Annotated in this window: 21 protein-coding genes; 11 read left to right on the top strand and 10 right to left on the bottom strand. The window is 29.5% G+C overall.

The annotated features are described in order from the left end of the window. The 3 genes from SLH33_RS10245 to SLH33_RS10235 all read right to left on the bottom strand — a co-directional run. On the bottom strand, positions 1–2,389 hold a 2,389-nt coding region (locus tag SLH33_RS10245), incomplete at its 3' end, for a CshA/CshB family fibrillar adhesin-related protein (protein WP_320419000.1). Between the two features lie 493 nt (positions 2,390–2,882). Next, positions 2,883–4,019, bottom strand: coding sequence for a cysteine desulfurase family protein (locus SLH33_RS10240; RefSeq protein ID WP_320418999.1), 1,137 nt, complete (start codon positions 4,017–4,019; stop codon positions 2,883–2,885). 43 nt (positions 4,020–4,062) lie between these two features. Next, the gene (locus tag SLH33_RS10235; protein ID WP_320418998.1) at positions 4,063–4,605 is read right to left on the bottom strand and encodes a Smr/MutS family protein; all 543 of its coding nucleotides are present in this window, start codon (positions 4,603–4,605) and stop codon (positions 4,063–4,065) included. Positions 4,606–4,710: 105 nt separating this feature from the next. Between SLH33_RS10235 and SLH33_RS10230 the strand changes: the two genes are divergently transcribed. Then, positions 4,711–5,349, top strand: coding sequence for a hypothetical protein (locus tag SLH33_RS10230; protein WP_320418997.1), 639 nt, complete (start codon positions 4,711–4,713; stop codon positions 5,347–5,349). Positions 5,350–6,283: 934 nt separating this feature from the next. On the opposite strand, the gene ppk2 (SLH33_RS10225) is transcribed toward SLH33_RS10230, so the two are convergent. Both ppk2 (SLH33_RS10225) and ppk2 (SLH33_RS10220) read right to left on the bottom strand, forming a co-directional pair. Then, positions 6,284–7,072, bottom strand: a complete 789-nt coding sequence (gene ppk2, locus SLH33_RS10225) for a polyphosphate kinase 2 (protein WP_320418996.1) — start codon at positions 7,070–7,072, stop codon at positions 6,284–6,286. A gap of 1 nt (position 7,073) precedes the next feature. Beyond that, positions 7,074–7,931 (bottom strand): polyphosphate kinase 2, encoded by an 858-nt coding sequence (gene ppk2 / locus SLH33_RS10220; RefSeq protein WP_320418995.1) that lies wholly within the window; start codon positions 7,929–7,931, stop codon positions 7,074–7,076. A gap of 85 nt (positions 7,932–8,016) precedes the next feature. Between ppk2 (SLH33_RS10220) and SLH33_RS10215 the strand changes: the two genes are divergently transcribed. From SLH33_RS10215 to SLH33_RS10175, 9 genes are all read left to right on the top strand, one after another. After that, on the top strand, positions 8,017–8,964 hold the full coding sequence (locus SLH33_RS10215; RefSeq protein WP_320418994.1) for a lipid A deacylase LpxR family protein: 948 nt from the start codon (positions 8,017–8,019) through the stop codon (positions 8,962–8,964). 92 nt (positions 8,965–9,056) lie between these two features. Continuing rightward, positions 9,057–10,175, top strand: a complete 1,119-nt coding sequence (gene dnaN, locus SLH33_RS10210; RefSeq protein ID WP_320418993.1) for a DNA polymerase III subunit beta — start codon at positions 9,057–9,059, stop codon at positions 10,173–10,175. 145 nt (positions 10,176–10,320) lie between these two features. Next, positions 10,321–11,082 (top strand): AAA family ATPase, encoded by a 762-nt coding sequence (locus tag SLH33_RS10205; RefSeq protein ID WP_320418992.1) that lies wholly within the window; start codon positions 10,321–10,323, stop codon positions 11,080–11,082. A 2-nt stretch (positions 11,083–11,084) separates the two neighbouring features. Further along, positions 11,085–11,975 (top strand): ParB/RepB/Spo0J family partition protein, encoded by an 891-nt coding sequence (locus SLH33_RS10200; protein ID WP_320418991.1) that lies wholly within the window; start codon positions 11,085–11,087, stop codon positions 11,973–11,975. Further along, complete coding sequence (locus SLH33_RS10195) at positions 11,976–12,551, top strand: DUF5683 domain-containing protein (protein WP_320418990.1); 576 nt, start codon at positions 11,976–11,978, stop codon at positions 12,549–12,551. Between the two features lie 2 nt (positions 12,552–12,553). Then, positions 12,554–13,255 (top strand): 4-hydroxy-tetrahydrodipicolinate reductase, encoded by a 702-nt coding sequence (gene dapB / locus SLH33_RS10190; protein WP_320418989.1) that lies wholly within the window; start codon positions 12,554–12,556, stop codon positions 13,253–13,255. Positions 13,256–13,338: 83 nt separating this feature from the next. After that, positions 13,339–14,907, top strand: a complete 1,569-nt coding sequence (lepB, locus tag SLH33_RS10185; protein ID WP_320418988.1) for a signal peptidase I — start codon at positions 13,339–13,341, stop codon at positions 14,905–14,907. A gap of 3 nt (positions 14,908–14,910) precedes the next feature. Next, positions 14,911–15,525 (top strand): WbqC family protein, encoded by a 615-nt coding sequence (locus tag SLH33_RS10180; protein ID WP_320418987.1) that lies wholly within the window; start codon positions 14,911–14,913, stop codon positions 15,523–15,525. A 41-nt stretch (positions 15,526–15,566) separates the two neighbouring features. Beyond that, complete coding sequence (locus SLH33_RS10175) at positions 15,567–16,154, top strand: Crp/Fnr family transcriptional regulator (RefSeq protein ID WP_320418986.1); 588 nt, start codon at positions 15,567–15,569, stop codon at positions 16,152–16,154. Between the two features lie 139 nt (positions 16,155–16,293). Here the strand turns inward: SLH33_RS10175 and SLH33_RS10170 are convergent, their stop codons facing one another. Genes SLH33_RS10170 through SLH33_RS10155 form a run of 4 tightly spaced genes read right to left on the bottom strand, consistent with a single transcriptional unit; the run spans position 16,294 to position 21,353 of the window. Continuing rightward, the gene (locus tag SLH33_RS10170) at positions 16,294–17,784 is read right to left on the bottom strand and encodes a lipopolysaccharide biosynthesis protein (RefSeq protein ID WP_320418985.1); all 1,491 of its coding nucleotides are present in this window, start codon (positions 17,782–17,784) and stop codon (positions 16,294–16,296) included. 4 nt (positions 17,785–17,788) lie between these two features. Continuing rightward, positions 17,789–18,871: a non-hydrolyzing UDP-N-acetylglucosamine 2-epimerase gene (gene wecB / locus SLH33_RS10165; RefSeq protein WP_320418984.1), complete on the bottom strand. Its 1,083-nt coding sequence runs from the start codon at positions 18,869–18,871 to the stop codon at positions 17,789–17,791. Then, complete coding sequence (locus tag SLH33_RS10160; RefSeq protein ID WP_320418983.1) at positions 18,868–20,148, bottom strand: glycosyltransferase family 4 protein; 1,281 nt, start codon at positions 20,146–20,148, stop codon at positions 18,868–18,870. Before SLH33_RS10160 ends, wecB begins: the two co-directional genes overlap by 4 nt. After that, complete coding sequence (locus SLH33_RS10155) at positions 20,145–21,353, bottom strand: glycosyltransferase family 4 protein (protein ID WP_320418982.1); 1,209 nt, start codon at positions 21,351–21,353, stop codon at positions 20,145–20,147. The genes SLH33_RS10160 and SLH33_RS10155 overlap by 4 nt, the downstream gene beginning before the upstream one ends. A 269-nt stretch (positions 21,354–21,622) precedes the next feature. Between SLH33_RS10155 and SLH33_RS10150 the strand changes: the two genes are divergently transcribed. Further along, positions 21,623–23,317 (top strand): AraC family transcriptional regulator, encoded by a 1,695-nt coding sequence (locus tag SLH33_RS10150; RefSeq protein WP_320418981.1) that lies wholly within the window; start codon positions 21,623–21,625, stop codon positions 23,315–23,317. Here SLH33_RS10150 and SLH33_RS10145 read toward each other — a convergent pair. Further along, complete coding sequence (locus SLH33_RS10145) at positions 23,314–25,713, bottom strand: YfhO family protein (protein ID WP_320418980.1); 2,400 nt, start codon at positions 25,711–25,713, stop codon at positions 23,314–23,316. The genes SLH33_RS10150 and SLH33_RS10145 overlap by 4 nt on opposite strands. Position 25,714 lies beyond the last annotated feature (1 nt).

The following is a 25,714-nucleotide window of genomic DNA, read 5'->3' as shown; positions in this document are numbered from 1 at the left end:
CTTCTGAAACTGTTACATCTCCAATAGTGACCGTTGGAGCACTATCATCATCTTGTACCGTTATCGATCCTTCGGTTACGGCTCCGGTGGTAGTTCCGCTGGTTACAACTCCTGTTGCTGCAAATACCTCGTCCGCCTCTCCTGAGATTGTATCTTCCGTCGTTGGAACTGTTACGCTTCCTGTGGTAGCGCCTGCTGTAATGGTTACCGTGTAAACTACTCCGTCTACCGTTACTTCTACTGTAATGTCTTCTGTACTTGGGTTGCTTAAGGTTACTGGAACAATCGCATTATCGCCTTCTGAAACTGTTACATCTCCAATAGTTACTGTGGCGCATCTTATTATTGAATTAGCTGAAGCTGCATCACTTTCACACCCATCAATTGTTTGAGTTATAGTATAGGTGTTTACTGTATTTACTGTTATAGACTCTGTCGTTTCACCATTACTCCACAATAATACACCAGTATAATTTGAAGCAGTCAAAGTACTTGTTCCATCACAATTATCTACTACATTTATAGTAGGTGGGGTAGGTTTACTTTTTACCATTAAACTAACTTCTTGAGATATGTGTTCACAAGAATTATTTGAGTTTGTAAAAATTACTCTAAATACACCCGAATCTGTAGCTTGTACATTATTTAAAACAATGGTTTTACTTTCAGAAACACCGTTTGTTAAAGTACCTAAAGTTCCTATACTATCCCAATTACTACCGTTTTGTTTTTGTAACTGATATACCCAATTTTGAACAGGATTACCTTCATCTATACCTGTTGCTGAAAAATCAAATTCAGCATTTTCACCTTCACATAACGGTGTATTTACTGTTAAATCACTATCAATTGTTATTGTAGAAGCAGTTTTAACACCTGCATTAGACGATTGACCTTGAGCTGAATCAACATCTGCGCTTCCTCCATTATTAACCAAATTTGGAACCCCGTTACTATCAACTCCTCCAGTAGAAGAAATATCAATACTACCATTTGGTAAAAGGTGACTTTGTAATACATTTTCTGAAGCTTCAATAGCATCTGGACACCCATCTCCATCCGAATCAGTATTTAAATAATCTGGAATTCCTGATTCATTAGAATCACAATATCTTAAATACAACCCGAAGGCAATACCTTGCCTTCCTCCTGCATCTATAGAAACATTTATATTTGATGGGTTTGTTGTATAAAATATAGTATTACCTCCCGAACTTTCTGTATTGAGTGCCGTAATTGTATTTGTACCTTCTCCAGTCCACACTCCTCCTCCATTATATTCTTCTAAAACTTGAAAAGCTTCTCCATCGGTAGTAAACGTTATTAACTCTCCTGAACCATTTGTTGCTTCAGAATCTATTGTTAAAAGATCAAAAGGAAACGGTAAACCATTCTTTGTTACATTTACAGCAACATCAAAGCTAACATCTTGAGCATTTGCTCCATACAAAGCTTCTGACATACCATCTGTATCATATAACTGATATATGATTGAACCTGACCAAGTATTTAAATCTGTAGGTACATATGTAGATCCTGCTGTAGTATTAGAAACATTAGAAAAAGTAAACGTTGCCTGAATACCATTTATTAATGTAAAAGTATGAGTATCTCCATTTTGAATCCCATCTGATAAGGATGTTGAAGCCCAGTCAAATATATATATAGATTCTCTATAAACTCCACTACCTGAAGTAGGATTTGATGTTTGTGATTCATCACATGCTTGCTCATTTACATCTAAAATACCATCATTATCATCATCTAAATCAACATTATCCGGAACACCATCTCCATCTGTATCAACCTCTAAAGCTTCACCTGTAACTAATACATTATCTATTGTATAAGTTTCATTATTTGCTGTATTATGAAACGTTGCTTTTATCTCTAAAGTTGTTCCGTTTGGCACGTTTACAGGTTGAGAAAAACCTGTTACAGGATTACCTGCACTACCTGAACCTACAACCACTGTAACCCAAGAACCTCCATTAATTCTGTACTGCAAACTAAATTGATCTTGTGCTGATCCGCTATCTTCAAACTCATTTTGGTTGAAAGCATTTACTGATACGCTAAACTGAACATTGGTATATGAACTAATATTAATTGTATTTGTTCTCCATTCTAAGGGATTAGCTAAATCTGACCCGTTAGCATTAGTTTGAGTTGCTGATATTAATCCTGATTGTACAGAAGCTCCTGCTTGAGAGGTCCAACCTGAAGAAGAAGCACCACTAGCATTACCTGATATTGCATTATTTGCATAACTATCAAAATTTTCTGACCAGAGGGTAACGGTTTGAGCCGAAACATTAAACATAGCAAAAAATAGTAAAAAAGTAATAACCTCTTTACTACTAGGGATTAAGGGGTAATAATTTTTCATACAGTATTGACAGCCTTATTATTTTATTTTTTTAAGCAAACGCATTAAAACTTATTGTATTAAAAAACACAACAAAATCACATCAATAAAAAATTGAATTATTGGGGAGGGGGAATATGTTAAATAAGGAAGTAAATTTTCTCTCTTAATAGAATGTATTAATTACATAATCTATTGTTTTTGAGGGAATTTAATTTTGTGCAAATATACATTATTTTATTAATTAATAATTTCTACTATTTAGACACTTTTAATTTTAAAAAGTCACATATAAATGCGGTGTAAAATTAATAAGTTTTTATTAACATAGTTTAACAAAACTCATATTATTAAACTATACTTTTTCAATTATTATAGTTTAAAACTATTTTGATCACCTCAAATAAAAACATTTAAGATACTTTATTTAAAATAACACAACATTTTAAGGCAACGAGCAAAACCTCTCTTAAAATTACTTTAAATTGATTTTTTTTCTCTTTTTGTCAAAAAATTAGAATAAAAAACTGCTTATTTTTTGTAAAGCATAGTCAACATCTTGTTTTGTAGTAAACTTACTAAATGAAAAGCGCACTGAAGTTTTTTTAGCTTCAACTTCATTTAAAATAGCAGTCAACACATGCGAACCCTTACTGCTTCCGCTTTGACAAGCACTACCACCAGAAACAGCAATTCCCATTAAATCTAAATTAAATAATAACATATTATTTTTAAGTGGTAACCTTACATTTAATATAGTATAACTTGATTTATCTAACTGAGATGAAAGTCCGTTAAAAGCTATTTGCGAATTGACATCTAATAGTTTATTAATGAAATATGTTTTAACTTCAGTTATTTGTTGTAAATCTTTAGTAAGATTAGTATAGGCAATTTTCAAAGCTTTTTCCATACCTAGTATAGCATGTACATTTTCTGTACTAGATCGTACTCCTTTTTCTTGATTCCCTCCATGCAACATAGGTTTAACTGTATGTTGTTTATTAAAATAAGCAAAACCAACACCTTTAGGGCCATGAAATTTATGTGCACTAGCAGTGATAAAATCAATAGGATTTTTTTGTAGATCAATTATGTAATGCCCTATTGCCTGCACTGTATCTGAATGAAAAAGTGCATTATTGCTTTTACAAAGAGATGATATTTTATCAATAGGTAAAATGTTACCAATCTCATTATTTATCATCATTAAACTTACTAATGTTTTTTCAGCACTTAGTGTTAACTTATCTTCTAAATCTTGTAAATCAACTTCACCTAATTCATTTAAATTAACAAAATCTACCTTTATATTATATGTTTCTTGTAAATAATATACAACATGTAAAACTGCATGATGCTCAATTTTTGAAGTTATAATACGTTTAACACCTAAATTTAAAACTGCATTATATAAAATTAAATTATTTGCCTCTGTACCACTTGATGTAAAAATAATTTCAGAAGAAGAAACATTGAAATGTTTTGCTATGTTTTTACGAGCAGTTTCAATTACAGCTTTTGCTTTTCTACCAAATTGATGAGTTGAAGATGGATTACCAAAATTAGTTAACATAGATTCTTGCATTACTTTTATTACCTCAACATCCATTGGAGTAGTAGCTGCATTATCTAAATAAACTGTTTTCATATAAGTAGATTTTTACAGCGCAAAAATACAACTATTATAAAAACTATGAATTTTGATATACATATACCTCTGTAGCCCCCAAACCATATTTTTGATAAGAAGCATCAAAATATTCAACTGGGTATTTATTTAGTAGATAGTGGAGCTCTGTTTTTAACACCCCTTCTCCAACACCATGAATAAAAACAATTTTTGATATTTTTTTATGAACACAATATTCTATTTTTCGCTTTGCTGTTTCTAATTGCAATGTTAATATATCAAAAGTATCTAGTCCTTTGGTTGATTTCATTAATTTTTCAGCATGTAAATCCACCTCCATTACTACTTCATTTTTTTGCTTTTTAAAAACTTGTTTCTTTTTAGCTGATTCGTGAATTTTATCTTTTAAAAATTGATTATTAATATTCATGTATTTTGAAAGCTGATGTTGATCTTCTTCAATTTTTACCAATTCCGAAGCTAAAAACTCATACTCCATTCCGTCTTCAGATTTAACAATAACACTGTTATTATTAACTTTTATTACAAACCCCTTAATAACATCATCCAAAACTGCTACTTTATTACCAATTTCTAAACACATCCTTAACCTTAACTTAAATCAAATACTAAAAACAACTTTTACTTTTGTTAATTAAAAAACTGCTGCTAAAATACACAAAGATGATATTAAAAGTTAAAAGAAAGTATGATTAAAAGCGAAGTAATAGAAACAAAAACTTTTTTCGAAAACGCTAAAAACAATATTGAAACGACTACAAATCGAAAAGATTTATTAAACAATATTGCAAATACAGTTGTAGCAGAATTAACACAAAAGAAAAGAGTTAACCTTAATTTTATTTGCACACACAATTCCAGACGTAGTCAATTAGCACAGGTGTGGGCATTTTATGCTTCTGAATATTTCAAGTTAAAAAATATCTTTTGCTTTTCTGGAGGAACAGAAGCTACTGCTTTTCATAGAAATACGGTAAAAAGCCTTCAAAAAACTGGTTTTGACTTTAATGTAATAGATTTTTCACATCAAAACCCACGATATTTAATCACTTTTAAAAATACAAATAAATCAATATTAGGGTATTCCAAAACCTATGATAATGATTTAAACAAACAACCTTTTATTGCAATTACAACTTGCAGTAATGCAGATGAAAACTGCCCTTTGATTCCAGAAGCAATTCATCGTTTTCATTTACCATACAAAGACCCAAAAGAATTTGACGGAATGCAATTACAAGCTGATAAATATTTAGAAACGAGTCAACAAATTGCTGGTGAGATTTTTTTAATTTTTAAAGAAATTACTAACCAACTTAAAAAATAATAACTAACTATTAACTAGTTCTGACATTAGCATTTATTAACTCAACTTATTTCAGGACGGGACAATAGCAAATAAAAAGGCGACACTAAGTGTCGCCTTTTTATTTACTTCCTTTTTCTCTTTGTAATCAACATACTGAAAAAGTCCCCCAACATTTTCAATCTGTTACAATTACACTACAAAGATATTACTGATCTACAATTTACTATTTTAATATTGTTACATCATTAAAAAACTTTTACAAACAACTAATAATCAATAATATAATGTTTATTTTTATTTATAATTATACTTATGTAACCTATTTGTAAATTTCAAAATTGTTGAATTATATATTCTCTTAAAACAATTTAGTTCTTTTAAATATTATATTCAATTAAAAAATAAAAAAGACGACATTAAATGTCGTCTTTTTTATTTACTTCCTTTTTCTCTTTGTAATCAACATACTGAAAAAGTCCCCCAACATTTTCAATCTGTTACAATTACACTACAAAGATATTACTGATCTACAATTTACTATTTTAATATTGTTACATTATGTATTAAATCTTTATAAACAACTAATAATCAAAAATATAACACTTATTTTTATTTATAATTATAGTTATGTAACCTATTTACAAATTTCAAAATTGCTGAATTATATACTGATCTAGAATAGACATAAAAAAAAGCACTCAAATGAGTGCTTTTTTTTACTTCCTTTTCTCTAAGTAATCAAACTCTTGAAAAAGTCCCCCAACGATTTCATTTTGTCATAATTACACTACAAAGATATATGCGTTCTTACAACTCTTAGTTCAATATTGTTACCTCAATTAAATTTATATATAAAGTACTGATTTTGAGTAATTTAAATTTAAGAAATATTTTAATTTATAATTATGTAACAGTTCAATCCAAAAAAAAAAGCTTGTAAGTGCAAGCTTTTTTAAATGATTGTGTTTTTATCGTAAGGAATACTATTTAAAATATGCTCTATACAAGCAGTTCTAGCATCTGTTTTTCTATTAGCTTTAATAATTTTCCAAGGAGAAAGCTCTGTATTCGTTTTTTTAAACATTTTCTTTTTATAATTTGTATAAGAATCCCACAACTCTTGTGCTTGTTCATCTACTCTAGTCATTTTCCACTGCTTTAAAGGATCGTTCTTAATATCTTCAAAACGTTTTGCTTGTTCTTTTTTTGAAATAGACATATATATTTTAACTAAACGAATGCCAGATTGTAATATCATTCTTTCAAATCCGTTTACCTGTTTCATAAAAATCTTATATTCTTCTTCAGTACAAAAACCATTTACGGGCTCTACTACAGCTCTATTATACCAACTTCTATCAAATAACACCATTTCTCCTGCTTTTGGAAACTGCTCTACATAACGTTGAAAATACCATTGTGTTTTTTGCTCTTCACTTGGTTTTGGTAACGCAACAATACGCATATGACGCGGATTGATTCTCTCTGTAATTCTTCGAATAGCTCCACCTTTACCCGCCGCATCTCTTCCTTCAAATAGTACTATAATTCGTTCTTTATTTTGAATTGCCCAAGTTTGCATTCTAATTAATTCTACTTGCAACTCTTGTAATTTATCAAGGTAATTCACATACCGTAAAGCTCTATCTATATTTAATGGCTCTCTCATTAAAATTGCCATTAAGCCTTTTTTTGAATTCAATTTTCTTATATCTTCTGTTGTCAGCTCTTGTTTTAACATTTTAATCATTTTGTATGATGGATCTGTAGTAACGCATTACCACATTTGGATCTGGATTTAAATTTGTCATTGCTTCTTCTTTACCTTCATAATCAAAGCGAGACAACACATAACGCATTGCTTCTAAACGCGCTGTTTTTTTATTGTTGGTTCTGATGATAGTCCAAGGACAATAACTTGTATGCGTATTGGTAAACATTTCATCTTTGTAAAAAGTATACTTATCCCATAACTCCTGCCCTTTCTTATCAACCGGACTAAATTTCCATCTTTTTAATGGGTTATCTTCTCTAGCATTGAATCTTCTTAATTGTTCTTCTTTGGTAATTGAAAGCCAAAATTTTATAATTACAATACCATCCTCATACAACATGTGTTCAAATTCAGGCACTTGTAATAAAAACTTTCGATATTGTTTATCATTACAAAACCCCATTACTGGTTCAACCACAGCACGGTTATACCAACTCCTGTCAAAAAATACAATTTCACCCAAATCGGGCAATTCTTTAATATAACGTTGAAAATACCACTGTCCTCTTTCAACTTCTGTTGGTTTACTTAAAGCTACTAAACGTGAAGAACGCGGATTCAAATGTTCCATAAATCTACGGATATTACCTCCTTTTCCTGCTGCATCTCTTCCTTCAAAGATTACAGCTACTCTTTTTTGATTTTTTACAACCCAGTGTTGAAGTTTAACTAATTCTATTTGCAATTTTCTAAGCTCTTGCTCATACTGTAATTCTTTTTCTACTTTTCCAAACGGAATGTTCTTTTCTTCAATTATTTGCAATAATTCTTCATTAGAAGAAGCTCGCTCAAAATCTTCAGCAGTAAGTCTAGGCTTTTCCTCCATAGTTATCATTAAAATTAAGAAAGACTAATGTAGTAATTATGATTAAGAATTACGATTTATTTTTTGTTATTGTATATTTGTGATCGTGAAAAAAACTACTCTACTCTTAGCACTTTTACTATCGATTAGCGCCTTAGCTCAATCTAAATATTCAAAAGAAATCAGCTTTATAAATGATAACGACCTCTACATTTCAACCTACAGAGACCGATATTACACAAACGGAATGTTTTTTAATTACAGCTACCTAAGCAACAAGACTTCTGAACGTATTGAGAAAAAGATCTATCAAATAACAATAGGCCATGAAATGTACACCCCTTATAAAGCAGTTGTACAAAGTGTAGACCAACATGATCGTCCTTTTGCGGGACATTTATTCGGTAGTTTTGGTATAAGTAACTTTTATAAAAATAATTCTTTTTTTAAGTTCACCATACAAGCAGGAGTTCTAGGTGAATCAGCAAAAGCTAGAGAATTAATGGACATAGTTCATAGAGCCTATGATTTTGCTGAAGCCACGGGTTGGGATTATCAAATTAAAGATGCTTTATCTTTAAATTTCAATGCTAGTTACCTACAAAAATTAACAGGAAACGATTCGTTTTTTGACTTAAGCTGGAATAATGATGCTAGAATTGGAACCATTTACACTGATTTTTCTACTGGTTTTTTTGGTAGAATTGGCTTTAAACCGCTTCAAAATATTACAAATTCTATAGCTTTTAAGAGTAACTTAAACAACCAAAATACTCTATACCATAACAATACTGAGGTGTTCATTTATTTTAAACCTATGATTAGTTTAGTGGCATACGACGCTACTATTGAAGGGAGTTTTTTTAACAATAATAGTCCTGTTACCTATAATGTTAAACCTTTCAAATTTTCAACAGAAATTGGTTTGAGATTCACAGCAAACAGGTTTAATTTTGGATACTCAATTTTCTATCACACCAAAAAATTAAAAAGCTTTCATGTTCCAAACAGTAATTGGTATGGAAGCATTCAAATCAACTATCTTTTTAATTAGTTGAAAAACGGTGGATAAAGTGTTAAAAAAATAATTTTAATTCTACTTTTAATAGAATATATTTGTAAATCTAATTTTTAGTTAAAAAACGAATGAAATTTATTGTATCTAGTTCACAATTATTAAAACAATTACAAGTTTTAGGTGGCGTTATAAACAGCAACAACACTTTACCCATTTTAGATAATTTTTTATTTGAACTATCAGAAAATCAATTAAAAGCATCTGCTTCAGATTTAGAAACCACTATGACTTCAACTATTGAAGTTGAAAGTAAAGATGTAGGCTCAATAGCAATTAATGCGCGTTTATTATTAGATACTTTAAAAACGTTTCCAGATCAACCTTTAACGTTTAAAACAGAAGGAGAAAATACCATTGAAATTAGCTCTGAGCAAGGAAAATACGATATGGCATTTTATAATGGAGAAGAATTTCCTAAAGCTGTAGAATTACCGTCTCCAAGTAGTACAGAGGTACCAGCACATGTGTTAGCAACAGCTATTTCTAAAACAATTTTTGCTGCTGGTAATGATGATTTACGTCCGGTAATGAGTGGTGTTTTCTTTCAGTTTAGCTCAAAAGATTTAACTTTTGTTGCTACCGATGCTCATAAATTGGTAAAATATACTCGTACTGATGTTACTGCAGACAAAACAGCCGAATTCATTATGCCTAAAAAACCTTTGAATTTATTAAAAGGGATTTTAGGAGGATCTGAAGATAATGTAACCATTGAGTATAACGATACCAACGCTAAATTTACTTTTGACAATATTGTATTAGTTTGTCGTTTAATTGACGGTAAATACCCTAACTACGAAGCTGTTATACCAAAAGAAAATCCAAATAAATTAACAGTTGACAGAGCTTCATTTTTAAACTCAGTACGTCGTGTTTCTATTTTCTCTAGTAAAACGACACATCAAATTCGTTTAAAAATGGCAGGAACAGAATTAAATATTTCTGCAGAAGATTTAGACTATGCAAATAAAGCAGATGAGCGTTTAAGCTGTGATTACCAAGGAGACGATATGCAAATAGGTTTTAACTCTCGCTTTTTAAGTGAAATGTTAAACAATTTAAACTCTAACGATGTATTAATTGAAATGAGTTTACCTAACCGTGCAGGAATTTTAACGCCTATAGACGGAACAGAAGAAGGAGAACTAGTTACTATGTTAGTAATGCCAGTTATGTTAAACAACTAATAAAATTTAAAATATTTTATAAAAAACCACGGAAGTTTCCGTGGTTTTTCTATTTTGCAGTGATGTTATATTTGTTAACATCTTTCACTTTTAAAAGTCATAAATAATTGTAATTTTACGTCTTTGTAAATACATAACTTAAAGTATGGGTAAAATCATTGCGATTGCAAATCAAAAAGGAGGAGTAGGTAAAACTACCACATCGGTAAACTTAGCCGCTGCTCTTGGTGTTCTTGAAAAGAAGGTTTTATTAATTGATGCCGATCCCCAGGCAAATGCAACTTCTGGTTTAGGAATTGATGTAGAAAGTGTTGAATTAGGTACTTACCAAGTATTAGAGCATACTGTAAATACCAGAGACACTATAGTCAAAACTGAATCACCAAATGTTGATTTGATTCCTGCTCATATAGATTTGGTAGCTATTGAAATAGAATTGGTAGACAAGAAAGAAAGAGAATATATGCTTAAAAAAGCATTAAAAGATATTAAAGATGATTATGATTATATTTTAATTGATTGTGCTCCATCTTTAGGATTGATTACTTTAAACTCTCTTGTTGCAGCTGATTCAGTAATCATCCCTATTCAATGTGAATATTTCGCCTTAGAAGGTTTAGGTAAGCTATTAAATACCGTTAAAAGTGTACAAAAAATTCATAATCAAAGCTTAGACATTGAAGGATTGTTACTAACCATGTACGATGCTCGTTTACGTTTGTCTAACCAAGTAGTAGAGGAAGTACGCAAGCATTTTAGCTCTATGGTTTTTGATACTATTGTGCATAGAAACATTCGTTTAAGTGAAGCTCCAAGTTACGGAGAAAGTATCATTTCTTATGATGCAACTAGTAAAGGAGCAGAAAATTACATTCATTTAGCTACAGAGATTATAAACAAAAAATAAAAATGGCAAAAGCAACAAAGAAGCAAGCATTAGGAAGAGGATTATCGGCTTTGTTAAAAGAAACTGCTGAAGTAACATCTGCATCAGATAAGAATGCAGATAAAGTAGTTGGAAATATTATTGAAATAGATTTAAATTTAATTGAAGTAAATCCATTTCAACCACGTACCTATTTTGATGAAGAGGCCTTACAAGAATTAGCTGGTTCTATTAGAGAACTTGGGGTTATTCAACCAATTACTGTACGTAAATTAGCAGAAGACAAGTTTCAATTAGTATCTGGAGAACGTCGTTTTAGAGCCTCAAAATTAATTGGTAACAAAACAGTTCCTGCATACATTAGAATTGCAAACGACCAAGAAATGCTAGAAATGGCCTTGGTTGAAAATATTCAGCGTAAAAACTTAGATCCTATTGAAGTTGCACTTTCTTATCAGCGTTTAATTGATGAAATTCAATTAACTCAAGAAGAATTAAGTACCCGTGTAGGTAAAAAGCGTTCTACAGTAACAAACTATTTACGTTTATTAAAACTAGACCCTATTATTCAAACAGGAATGCGTGATGGGTTTATATCAATGGGTCATGGTAGAGCTTTAATTAACGTTGAAAGTATTAGTGATCAATTAACTATTTATAAAAAGATCTTAAAAGATAAACTTTCGGTTCGTCAAACTGAAGATTTGGTTAGAAATTTAAAAGAAGGAACACCCGAAAAAGTGAATACCTCTAAAAAACCATTACCTTTTATGATCTCTAATAGCATGAGTGGGCTAAATGAGTTTTTTGGTGCTAAAATTGATGTTTCGGTTAACAATAAAGGAAAAGGTAAAATTTCTATTCCTTTTGATTCTATTGAAGATTTTAATCGAATTAAAAAATTATTAAAGTAATTGAAATCAATATACTACATACTTTTTACCTTTTTTTTTAGCATTCATACCTATGCTCAAAAAGACAGTACAGAGGTAAAAGAAGTTAACCAATTACAAATTAAAAAAATAGAATACAACCCATTATCTCCTTCAAAAGCAGCTTTTTATTCTGCTATTTTTCCAGGAGCGGGTCAAATATATAATAACCGATATTGGTGGCAATTGCCTCTAATTTATGGTGGTTTAGGAGTGAGTATTTATTATTATATTGATAATAGCAACGAATACGATAGATATAGAACAGCTTACAAAAGGAGATTAGCCGGTTTACCAGATGAGTTTACAGTTAATGGAGTTCAGCTAATATCTAGTACCGGATTGGAAAGTGCACAAAAACAATTGCGCAAGAACAGAGATCTTTCTTTACTTTCTACTGTGCTTATTTATGTTTTACAAATTGTTGAGGCTAGTGTAACAGCTCATTTAATTCAGTTTGACACAAATGACAACTTAACTATTAGTCCTACTACAATTCCTGATTATCATTTATCTGATGCCCCAAAAGTTGGTGTAACTTTAAAATATTCGTTTTAAAAATGAAAATAGCCTTACTTGGTTATGGAAGAATGGGTAAAGAAATTGAAAAGATTGCTTTACAACGAGGTCATGAAATTGTTATTAAAACTTCCGGAAAGGAAACTTATGATATTACATTAGCAGATGTAGCCATTGACTTTAGTATTCCTACCTCTGCATATAATAATATTTCCAATTGTATAACACATAACATTCCTGTAGTTTCAGGTACAACTGGTTGGTTAGATAAATATCAAGACATTGTAAATCTCTGTAAAAAGAACCAGGGTGCTTTTATCTATGCTTCAAATTTTAGTCTTGGTGTAAATATCTTTTTTGAATTAAATAAGCAACTGGCAAAAATGATGAATTCATTAAAACAATATAATGTTTCTATTGAAGAAATTCATCACACAAAAAAATTAGATGCTCCAAGTGGAACTGCTATCACTTTAGCCGAAGGAATTATTGAAAATTCTGATAAAACCCAATGGGAGCTAGACGGAAAATCATCTAAAGAAATCATTCCTATTACTGCTGTTAGAACTCCAGATGTACCGGGCACACATACAATCACTTACACCTCTGAGGTTGATACAATTGATATAAAACACACAGCTCACAATCGTCAAGGTTTTGCTTTAGGCGCAGTTATTGCTGCAGAATGGTTAAAAGATAAAACTGGGGTGTTTACCATGAAAGATGTGTTAAACATAGGTTAAAACACTAGTAAAAAAGTAACAAACACAAAAAACCAATACTAATTATTGTTACAAACAATAAACAGTAATAAAAAATAAAGATCATGTCATTAACAGGTTGGTTAATTTTATTCTTAATAATTCAAGTAATTCATTTTTTAGGAACTTGGAAACTATACGAAAAAGCAGGAAGAAAAGCATGGGAAGCTGCTATACCAGTATACAATGCCATTGCTTTAATGGATATTATAAAACGACCTAAATGGTGGGTAATTCTATTATTTATTCCTATTGTTAACCTTTTAATGTTCCCTATTATTTGGGTAGAAACTTGCAGAAGTTTTGGCTTTAATAGTACAAAAGACACTTGGTTAGCCATTTTAACTTTAGGATTATACCTTTATTACATCAATTATTTTACGGATGCAAAATATAAAGAAGATAGAAGCTTAAAACCTCAATCAGGAATTGGAGAATGGATCAGTTCAATTGCGTTTGCAGTAATTGCCGCAACTTTAGTCCACACTTATTTTATTCAGCCATACACCATACCAACTTCATCTTTAGAAAAAACGTTATTAATTGGTGATTATTTATTTGTAAGTAAATTTCATTATGGTGCACGTGTACCTATGACTACGGTGTCAGCTCCTATGGTTCATGATACTATTCCGGTTTTAGGCATAAAATCTTATTTATCTGACAGTGATGAAGAAACCTATGAAAATTCTTGGTTAAACAAACTTTCATTACCATACATGCGTTTACCAGGTATTCAAAAAATAAAAAGAAATGATATTGTTGTTTTCAGTTGGCCAGCAGATAGCTTAAAATGGATGTGGAATGACAGATCAGGTAAATACACCTACAAACCAATTGACAAAAGAACCAATTATGTAAAACGTTGTGTGGGTATTCCTGGAGATTCTTTATCTGTAAGAGACGGATATGTATTTATTAACGGAAAACGCACCGTTTTACCAGAAAGCGCACAACCACAATGGATGCATGTTGTGGATACCGAAGGAAAAAACTTTGACAGGGAAACCATACTTAAATACAACATGGCTCAAGAAGGTAGGGTTTTTAAAGATGGTAAATTTTTCTTGAACCTAACAGATGCTGAAGCAGCAGAATTGAGAAAAAACCCTATAGTAAAAAGTGTTGAAAAACAGTTAACTCCGGCAGGATATTATGAAAAAACTATTTTTCCACACAACCCAAAATATGCCTGGTCAATGGATAATTTTGGTCCAATTTATATTCCTAAAAAAGGAGATACTGTAGGTTTAAATGCATCAACAATTCCTTTTTATGAGCAAATCATCCGTAGGTATGAAAATAATGATTTGACTATTTTTAATGATGATATTTATATCAACGGAAAAAAAGCAAATACTTACACTTTTAAGCAAGATTATTACTGGATGATGGGTGACAACCGTCAAAACTCATTAGATGCCAGAGCGTGGGGTTATGTACCTTTTGATCATGTGGTTGGAAAACCTATTATGGTTTGGTTTAGTTGGGATGCTCAAACAGGTTCTATACGTTGGGATAGAATGTTTACCACGGTTTCTAACGGTAAGTCAAAATCATATTTTTGGATTGCTATGGTAGTTATTGCTGCTATTTTGTTCAGTATTTTTAAACCAAAAAAGAAAAAAGCATAATATTTGGCACTTTTTATACCAACATACTTCGCTCCTATTGCTCAATATGCAGCAATATTAAAGACTGATAATGTGACTTTTGAAGTTGAAGATAATTTTCAAAAGCAAACCTATAGAAACAGATGTTATATTTACGGTGCAAATGGTAAGTTATCATTAAACATACCTGTTAAGCATACAGCCATTCAGGGAAGAAAAAAAACAAAAGATACTTTAGTAGAAAATGATTTTCCTTGGCAAAGTCAGCATTTTAAATCCTTACAAACTGCTTATAGAGCTTCACCTTTTTTTGAGTTTTTTGAAGATGACTTATCTTCTATTTTTAATAAAAAGTACAAGTATTTATTAGATGTAAATATTGATGCTCACCTATTTGTAGCAGATGCTTTACAAATTTCACAAAGTTTTGTTAAAACTTTATCCTATGAAATTGAAACTAATAATGACTTTAGAGACTTAGCTATTGCTAAAAAAGGTATAGAAATCCAAATGAATCCGTATGTTCAAATGTTTGATGACAAACACGGTTTTATTTCTAATCTTTCTATTTTAGACCTTCTTTTTATGGAAGGAGGAAATACTACAACGGTATTAGAAGCAATTAAATTGAATTTTTAGCTATATTTAATCTTTAAAACTAAACCGAGGAAAAAACTACTATGGGTGAAATAAAAGATATTGCCATGAGATATCTTACAAGTTATAGTAATGATGTTTCAGAAAAATCAATAAATCAATTTAAATCCCTAATTCATAAAGAAAAATATTCAAAAGGTGATATTATAGTAGATTATGGGAAAACAACGAGGAATTTTTATATAATAAAATCTGGTATAGCTGGTTGTTTTATTAAAAATGAAGAAGGAAATGAGTTTATTAGAACCTTGTATAGAACTAATAAAGCCTTGGGGTCCTTAACTTCATTAATAAAAAAAGAAGTATCTAACGCATCTTATGTTTGTTTAACAGATTGTGAAGTTTATAAAGGCGACTTTTATGAATTTATTAATTTAACCGAACAAAATAGCGAGCTTTTAGGAGTATATTCCAAAATATTAGAACAAGTTTACATTAGATCTGAAAAAAGAATTGATGAACTGTGTTTATTTGATGCTACTAAAAGATATTTATTATTAAAACAAGAAATTCAAGAGATTGAAAACTTACTACCCCAATACCAAATAGCTAATTATTTAAACATAACACCAGTTCAACTTAGTCGTATCAGAAAAAAAATATTTTCTTAAATAAATGTTAAAACAACTAAAACTAAACATATGTTAACTTGTTTTAGTTAAAAAAACTGTTTATTTGACTAAGTGAAATAATCCCCCCCTATATTTCATAAACTTCAAAAAAAGGCTCAACAACTTTGTTGAGCCTTTTTTATTTAATAATTTTTTTAAGCAGCATGTTAACCTGAAAAGATATTTTTAATTTGAAAACTAAAAATAAATATACCAATACTATTATTACACTTTTTAAAATAATATTAAGCAGTGGGTGAAGAGGAAAGCCATTAAAACTAAACTTTGGTAAAGAAAAATTCCAAAAATAAAACCCAACAAATAAAACTATTATTACCGCTATCATTTGCCAACTTTTATCCGTAAAAGGAGTCATGCCAAATTTCTTTTTAACAAACCAAATTTTATAGGTATTAAATATAAAAATGGTAACTAAAGTTGATAAGGCTAAACCATCTGTACTCATTTCTAAATTGAAATAAAATAATCTATTGAGTAAATACACTGATAAAGCCATTCCTACGCCAATTGGTAATGTAATTCTATAAAATTGTGAATTTCCAATTATGGACGTATTATTACCTAAAAACATGGTATAAAGCTTCATGCTAGAAATCATAAGTACAACTAACTCACCACCTGCATAACCCTTTTCAGGCATTATTCTAAATAGTTCACTTATATTACAATTTACCAACAAAAAGAACAAGCCTCCAATTAATAATAAATTTATAGAACTTTTCTTATATAAATTCTCAACCTCAACACTGTTGTTTTCATTAAGTGATTGTGAGGTTAAGGGTTGTAAAATTTGTGCCATTGCTCTACCTGGTGCTTCTATAAAAGATCCTATAAAAACAGCAACGGTGTAATATGCCGCTTTTTCAAACGTTTCTTTATCAGGAATCATAACTTTATCAATATCTAAAATTATAGCACTAGCACTACCTGCTAAAATGATGTATCCTGAATATTTTATTATCTCTTTAAAATTTTTGGGGAGTTTAAAACTAAATTTTGGTAGATATAAATAAAAGGCATATCCCATCATTAATAACGTTCTTAAAATATATGTAGCGGTAAGTATGCAAATAAACTCTGGTTTAGTAATCCAATTCATAAATACTGCTCCAAGTAACATCATTACCATGGCTCTATTCCAAAATTCCTTTAAAATATTACCAAATACTGTATGTAATTGTACTTTTGCCCAAGAATAAAACACTTCAAAATAAGCACAACAAACAGCTACTATATAAATAACAATAGTATAATCTTCCACAATAGCATTTTCTTTATTTAAACTATTGACTATAAAAGTGTGAATATTACTCCATAAAAGACCAATAGGAAGCGCTATTAATAATGGTAAGAAAACAGATGCTGTTAAAAACCTATCCTTTTCCTCTTTATTAATATAGGATGAAAAAAACTTGACAATTGTATACTGAATACCAAATGCTGTAAGTGGCATTATTAGGTTTGAATAAGCTAATAAATATGATGTTAATCCGTAGTAATCAGATTCTAAAATTCTTGGGTATAAAAAAATGGTATTTATACCTCCTACTATAAATCCTAAATAAATTATTAAGGTATTTTTGAACGATTGTTTAAAAATTATGCCCAAGTTGTTATTGAATTAATTGTTTAATAGATGTATATATTTTTTCTCCAACATCTGTTCCGTAAAGATCAACATTAAAGTTTTTTGTTGTATGTATAAATTCTTTAAAAACAGTAATTATTTTACTTTTATTGGCTCCTGTTAATTTTGCAAAACCTTCGTTAACTAATTCTATCCACTCAGTTTCTTCTCTAATAATTACACAATGCTTTTTATTAAAAAAAGCTTCTTTTTGCAAACCACCGCTATCTGTTAAGACCATTTTACAGTTCTTTAATAAATTGATCATATCAAAATATCCAACAGGATCAATCAATTTAATATTTGTACGTATATTAAATTGATCTAACATTTTTTTGGTTCGTGGATGTAATGGTAAAACTACAGTTAGTTTTTCATGAATTTCATCTAAAGCTGCAAAGATTTCTTTTAAGTTATTTTCAAAATCTGTATTTTCTTGTCTGTGGATGGTAGCAAGTACAAACTGGTTTTTAGTTAAAGCTAAATCTTGAATTATGTTTGATTTCTCTTCGGATAGTTTTGAATAAAAATCCATGGCATCTTTCATAATATCACCATGTTTTTCAATTTTTATACTAAAATCATTAAATCCTTCATCTTGTAAATTAGAAACTGCTTTATCAGTTGGACAAACTAACAAATCTGAAATTCTATCCGTTAAAATTCTATTGACTTCTTCAGGCATTTTCATATTAAAAGAACGTAAACCTGCTTCAATATGCACCACTTTTATATGAAGCTTTTTTGCTGCCAACGCTCCGGCAATTGTAGAATTGGTATCACCATACACCACAACAGCATCTGGTTTTTCATCCATTAAAATTTTTTCAATCTTCTCAAGCATTTGCCCAGTCATGGCACCATGATTCAATCCGTTGATTGCCAAATTATATTTTGGCTGAGGAATTTGCATTTCATCAAAAAAAACCTGACTCATATTAGCATCGAAATGCTGACCTGTATGAACAATAACTTCTTCAATTTTGTTGTGTTTTTTTATTACTCTGCTTAAAACAGCTCCTTTTATAAATTGAGGTCGCGCTCCTAATATGGTTACTATTTTTTTCAAGAATTTATGGTTTGCTTAAGTATGGTTGATAATTGTTCTGTTAGATTTTTACGATGATATTGTTCTATATTTTTTGATAAAACGTTTAGTTTTTCATTCTTATAATCTTCATAAAAACGTAACAATACTTGTTTTAGTTTTTCTTTGTTGTTGAAATCAACTATAACACCGGAATTAGTTTTTTGAAGAATATCTGCCAAATCACCATTTTCAGGACCAATAGCCAGAATAGGCCGTTTAGCTTGCAAATATTCAAAAATTTTTCCTGTAATTATTCCTTTAGCGCTTGGCACTTTATTTACTGCCAACAACAAAACTTGCGATTTTTTTTGAAACTCTTGTACTTTTTGATGTGAAACGTAGGGTATTTGAGTTATGTTCTTTATAGCTAACTTATTTATTTGTTCCTGAACTTCTTTAGCAATACTTCCTACCAACTTGATTTCTAAATCTTCTGCAAATTCATTATTTTCTTGAGAAATTTCGGTAATGGCTTGCCATAATACAATCGGATTTCTATCAGCATTCATCAAACCAATATGAGTAATAGAAAATTTATCATCTAAAACAACTTCACTCTCATTGTTATTTTTAGTATCATATCCATTAGTAATTACATGAATGTTTTTTGAAAACGGTTGAAAATTATCTTTCATTGTTTTTCCCACTACTAAAACAGCATCTGCATTATATAAAACTTCTTCTTCTAATTTACAATGCTTCTTTTTTGCCTTTTCAGTTAGAGGTAAATGATGAAAGTAATCAATATCTGTCCACGGATCTCTAAAATCAGCTATCCATTTTAAATTTAGTTCTTTTTTAAGTTTTAATCCTATAAGATGTAAACTATGTGGAGGACCTGTGGTAATAATTGCATCTATTGGATTATTTTTTAAATACTCTTTTAAGAATTTTACAGAAGGTTTGATCCAGAATTTTCGTGCATCTGGAATAAAATAATTGGCTCTGATATATTGAAGAACTTTTCCTACAAAAGACGGATTACTTTCTAAAAAACCTGCGCTTGTTTTGGTTTCTTTCTTTTTAAAAATGGTAAAAAAATCATTAGGTTCAAAAATGGGCGTTTTTAAAACTTTAATATTTTTCGGCACATCATTTTCTAACGAATCATCTAAAATTGGATAATTCGGATTTTTAACCGTATAAATAACTGGTTCAATACCAAAACCTTGTAAGTATTTTACAAACTTTAACCAACGTTGTACTCCTGACCCTCCTGCCGGTGGCCAATAATATGTTAGAATTAAAACTTTCAATGTAGTAAGTTGTTATAAAGATCAATTAACTCTTTAGAAGTTTTATCCCATGTAAACTCATTCTTTACAAACTGTTCTCCATTTTTTCCTAATTCATTTCTTAAACTTATGTCTTTATATAATGTTATAACCTTATTTATAAAATCATCTACATTTTTTTCTTCATGAACTAATCCTGAGTTTATTCTTTCAATTAAATTCTTTTGGGCTGTAGCATTGCTAACCAATAAAGGTTTACCAAAACTCATATATTGAAATAGCTTATTTGCATAAGCTACATCATGCTGAATATTTCTGTACAAAGGAGAAATACAAATAGAACTTGTTAAAATGTAAGACTGGAATAAATCAACATTTTTCCATCCTTCAAAATCAACATAATCATTAAGTTTCAATTCATTTACCTTTTCTTTTAAAATATAATCTGTAGTGTTTTTCCCTACTATTACCAGTTTAATATTTGAAATTACATTTTTAAGCTTATTAATTGATTCAATAGCTGTTAAGAGTCCTCTTCTTAAGTTTGTATCACCTAAATATAAAAGCACAAATTTATCTTTATAATTATCAATAATAGTGCTATTAATTGTATAGTTATTGTAAAAAGATTGATTAATTGTATTGGGAACTAACACCACTTTATCATCATTAACTTTAGTTCTTTTAACAATTTCTTCTTTGAACTCACCAGAAACCGTAATTACCTTGTTAGATTTTTTAATGTAATATTCCTCCTTTTTCTTCCATCTTTTGGGTGATATTATATATTTTCCAGGAAATTTTTTCATATGCGGATAAAATTTCATTATTTCAGGAAAATTATCATGCAAATCTAATATTATAGGTAGGTTTGTATTTTTTTGAGTTTTAAAAGTAGCTTCTGCAATTCTTATATCATGAATATGAATAGAGTTAATTTTATTTTCTTTTAAAAATCTTTTAATTTTTCTTTTCATTAAAAAAGAATACAAAGGAAAATCATAAGCTAAGGCAGATAATTTATATTCAATTAAGTTTGATTTATACCTTACAACATTAATTCCATTTATTACTTCTTTTGACTTTTGGTTATGATAATTTAAGCAAAATAAAAAAACCTCATGTCCGGCATTAATTAATTCTATGGCTTCATTCTCAACTCTTGGATCTGGCGGAAATGTTTTATCTAAAATCATTCCTATTCTCAGAGTATGCTTTTTTTGCATTTATACATTAATTAAGTGTAAATCTTATTGTTTTGTAATTTTTACCAAATGTAAAAAAAGAGCATAAAAAAAGGAAGCTTTTTAAAGCTTCCTTTTTGCTGTCATGCATTTTTTTTCTGCCCTTCATAGAAAAAAAACTTCTTCTTTCACATTGAATTATTGGCAATAGTACGGAGATATCTCTCTTAAAAAAAGTCTTATATTCGTTATTTTATAAAATGTATGATTACTTTTGTAAAAAGTTTATCCCTAATCTTTTCATTATAAAAATGTCAAAAAAAGTATTTTTTATACTCCTTTTTTCTTTAGTAGACGTATATAAAACGACAGCTCAAAAACCAGAAAATAATGATTCTCTTTACATAAAAAAAGCTATTTATTATAGTGAAGTAAATAATGATAGTGTTTTTTATTTTATAAATAAGATAAAAAATTCTAAAAATACTTGCATTAAATTCGAAGCTTTAGGTAGAGCAGCTTATGCATATTACAGAAAGAAAAATTACCAAAAAGCAAAAAAAATTTCATTAGAAAACTTAAAAATAATTGATTCATTACTTTTAACAAAAAGTAATGAAGATTGTTTACTTAATAGAAAAATTGCTTTTTTGAATAGATTATTTTGGATAGAAAAAAACAACGAAAATTATAATAAAGCATATAATTATTTAATTGAGGTAGAAAAAGTTGTTAATATATCCCCTATTAAAGATCAAATTCATCTAAGAAATAAATTAGGTACAATTCTTAACAAAGCAACTATTAAAAATTATTTAGATATGCCTGAAGAGGCTAAAAATATTTCACTTAAAGCTCTATCTGAAATTAAATCTGCTCCTTTAAAAAACATTAAAGATGATCAATTTTTATTGCTCTTTAAAGCTAATATTTTAAATTCTTTAGGTAATTCTTTCTTAATATTAGGTAAAGAGAAAAAAAACTTAGCTCTTATAGATTCTGCTTCGTATTACTATGATAAAGCATTTGCTGTTACAGAACATTTTATTCCTACTCATAAAGACTCAAAAATTCTTTATGATTTTTTAAAAACGGATGTATTAATGGCTAAAAATGATTTTGAAAATGCCATCATTAAAATTAATCATTATAAAAAAACCGCAAACGGTTATGATTATAAACATCATGAATTTTTAAATAAGGCCATTTGTTTTCATAATTTAAACAAAAGTGATTCTGCTCTTTATTTTGCATCTAAACTTTTACGTAACAAAAAAGAAAAATGTAAACGAAGTAATTTAATTACTTTATATGATATTTTATCAAAAGAGTATTTTAAACTACATAAATTAGACAGTGCTTATAAATATTCAAAGCTTGAAATAGCTGAATTTGAAAAAGCAAAAAAGAATAAAGAGAAAACTTTTCAGCTACTTTATAATAATGATTTTAATGAAGCCAAAAAGCTCAATGAATTAATTATTGAGCAAGAAGAAAAGAACAACACCAAATCTAATATTTTTATTTTTTCTATTTCAATATTGATTCTTTCGCTGTTTTATTTCTTGTTTAGCAAGAAAAAAGAAAAGGATTTATTACTTGCTGAAATAGAAACTAAAAACGAAACTCAGCCTAAAGTTGAATACAATATCAATCAAGAGTTTGAAAATGAAATAATTTTAACTATTGATAAGATGGAAAAGAATCTTGAGTTTTTAAGTCCTAATTTTTCTATCAACGCTTTGGCTGATAAACTTAACACCAACTCTACCTATATTTCTTTTGTTTTTAATAAAAATAAAGGTGAAACATTTAAGCAGTATTATACCAAGAAAAAAATTGACTATATCATTGAAAAACTAAAAACAGATAAAAAATACAGAAATTATTCTATTCAGAGTTTAGCTGAAGAAGTAGGTTATAGCAATGCTTCTGCTTTTACTCGTGCTTTTAAAAAGCAAATGGATACAACTCCATCTGCTTTTTTAAAAGATTTAGAAAACTAATTTTTTTGTTCGTTTTTGTTATTAAAAAGAAACCATCCTATTGGTAACAATAAAAGTAATATATAAGAAGTAAGTGAAACTGTTTTTCCTGTTTTAATTACTTTAGGTTCAAATTTAAATTCTATAGTATGGTTTCCTGTAGGAATTTCCATTCCTCTTAACACATAATTTACTCTGTAATGTGGAGTTAGCTTTCCATCAACATACGCATTCCAACCATCCTTGTAATAGATTTCAGAAAAAACAGCAAATTGATCTTTCGTAGACGTACTTTTATAAGTTAGCTGATTAACATTATAGTTTTGAAGCTCAATACTAGCCGTTGAGTCTTTTTCAAACTTTAGTCTGTTGGCAATCAAGCCTTTTTTAATTACAGCTGTTTTCTTGGTATTTAAACTATCAAGTGCTTTTATCTCTTCATCAGCAGAATCCACCACTAATAAATTTTCAACAAACCAGGCATTACCATTCGCTTCGGGATTTACTTGCACTTTATCTTCGCCAACAATTAAATACTTGGTGTTTAGCATATTCAACACACCTATGTTGTTTTTAGCTATTTGATAATCAAATAATTCTTGATAACGTTTCATTTTTGCTGCATGATATCCTCCTATGGATTGATGATAGTAAGAAGTCCTTCCATCTTGCATAGGATCTGTAGTAAAATTGGCTACTCTATAATGTGTTTTATCTTGTAATATCTGTTCATCTGCTTTAGTAGGCGTAAAAGGTTTATCAACTCTTCTTGCAGAAACAAAATCTTCTTTATTCACATATTTAATATCTACAGAAATCAAATCGAATAAAATTAATACCCCTAATATGAATATAACCGTTACCTGTTTTAATTTATCTTTTAAATACAACCATAACGCTCCGGCCGATAAAAACACTAAAATCAAAGTTCTAATACTATCTGAAAATAACATTGATTTTCTATCAGCAATCAATGCTTCCATTAACGAAGGTAGTTGACCATATTGTTCATCTCTAATTCCTTCAAACGCAAACAAACTAGAGCCAAAAAGTATAAAGAAAACGGCTATTCCTCCTACCACATAAAAAGCTTTTTTAATAGATTTTTCTTTTTCTTCGGATGAAATTTTTGATGAAAACAATTCTTTTAAGGCCAATATTCCAAGTAACGGAACACATAATTCTGCAATGACTTGTATAGAAGATACCGCTCTAAACTTATTATATAAAGGAATATAATCTATAAAAAAGTTAGTAATAATTGGAAAATTTTTACCCCAACTTAACAGTATAGAAAAAATTGTTGCAGAAACTAACCAATATTTTAATTTACCTCTCACTAAGAAAATTCCTAAGAAAAATAAGAAAAATAAAACCGCTCCAATATAAGCAGGCGCTTCAACTATAGGCTGTTTTCCCCAATAAGTTAATACTTGACTTGAATAATCTCTAGCTACACTCCTACCTGCTTCTTGTTCTAAAACTTGATAGAATTCAGAATCTTCACCCAACTTTTCAACCGTTCCTCCGCCCATAAAACGAGGAATCATTAAATTAAAAGTTTCCCAAATACCATAACTAAATTGTGTTATGTATTCTTTGCTCAATCCATTAGATGATTCTTTTGGCGTTCCATCTGGGTTGATAGTTAATTCAGATTTTCCTCTTGTACTATAATCTGCATATTCTTTCATAGCCATAAGTCGTGGTGCATTCACTCCAACTCCAATCACCACAGCAACAATAATTATAACTACTTGTTTTGCAAACGATGGCAATTCTTTATTCTTAAAAGCTTCAATAAGTTCAACTATTCCTAAAATAAGCAAACAAAAGCCTAAATAATAAGTCATTTGAGGGTGGTTAGAGTAAACCTCTAAAGCCATGGCTAAAGCTGTTACTGAAAAACCAATCAAATATCGTTTTTGGAAAACGTACAATACTCCCGCTACAACCATTGGAATATAACCAATTGCGTGTGCTTTTGCATTATGACCTGCTCCAAAAATGATAATTAAATAGGTAGAAAAACCAAAGGACAAACTTCCTAATACAGCTAACTTCCAATCAACTTTTAAAGCATTAAGCAGCAAAAAAAAGCCTAAAAAATATAAAAATAAGTAGTCTGCAGGTCTTGGTAAGAATCGGAATACTTTGTCAATATATCTTACAAAATCATTAGGGTAATATGTACTGACTTGATAAGAAGGCATTCCGCTAAAAGCGTTACCTAACCAATATGGTTCCTCATTATTTTCTTTTCTAAAATCAGCAATTTCTTTTGACATGCCAGAAAACTGAACAATATCACTCTGCTTTATTTTTTTTCCGCTTAAAACCGGATTAAAATATACTATAGATGCAATTACAAAAATAAATATTGCAATTGCATACGGTAAATACTTTTTAAAATTCATG

Origin of the sequence: Tenacibaculum sp. IB213877, from assembly GCF_034043975.1 — a bacterium.
Taxonomy (GTDB): Bacteria; Bacteroidota; Bacteroidia; order Flavobacteriales; family Flavobacteriaceae; genus Polaribacter.
This window is presented reverse-complemented; position numbering and strand designations above follow the sequence as displayed.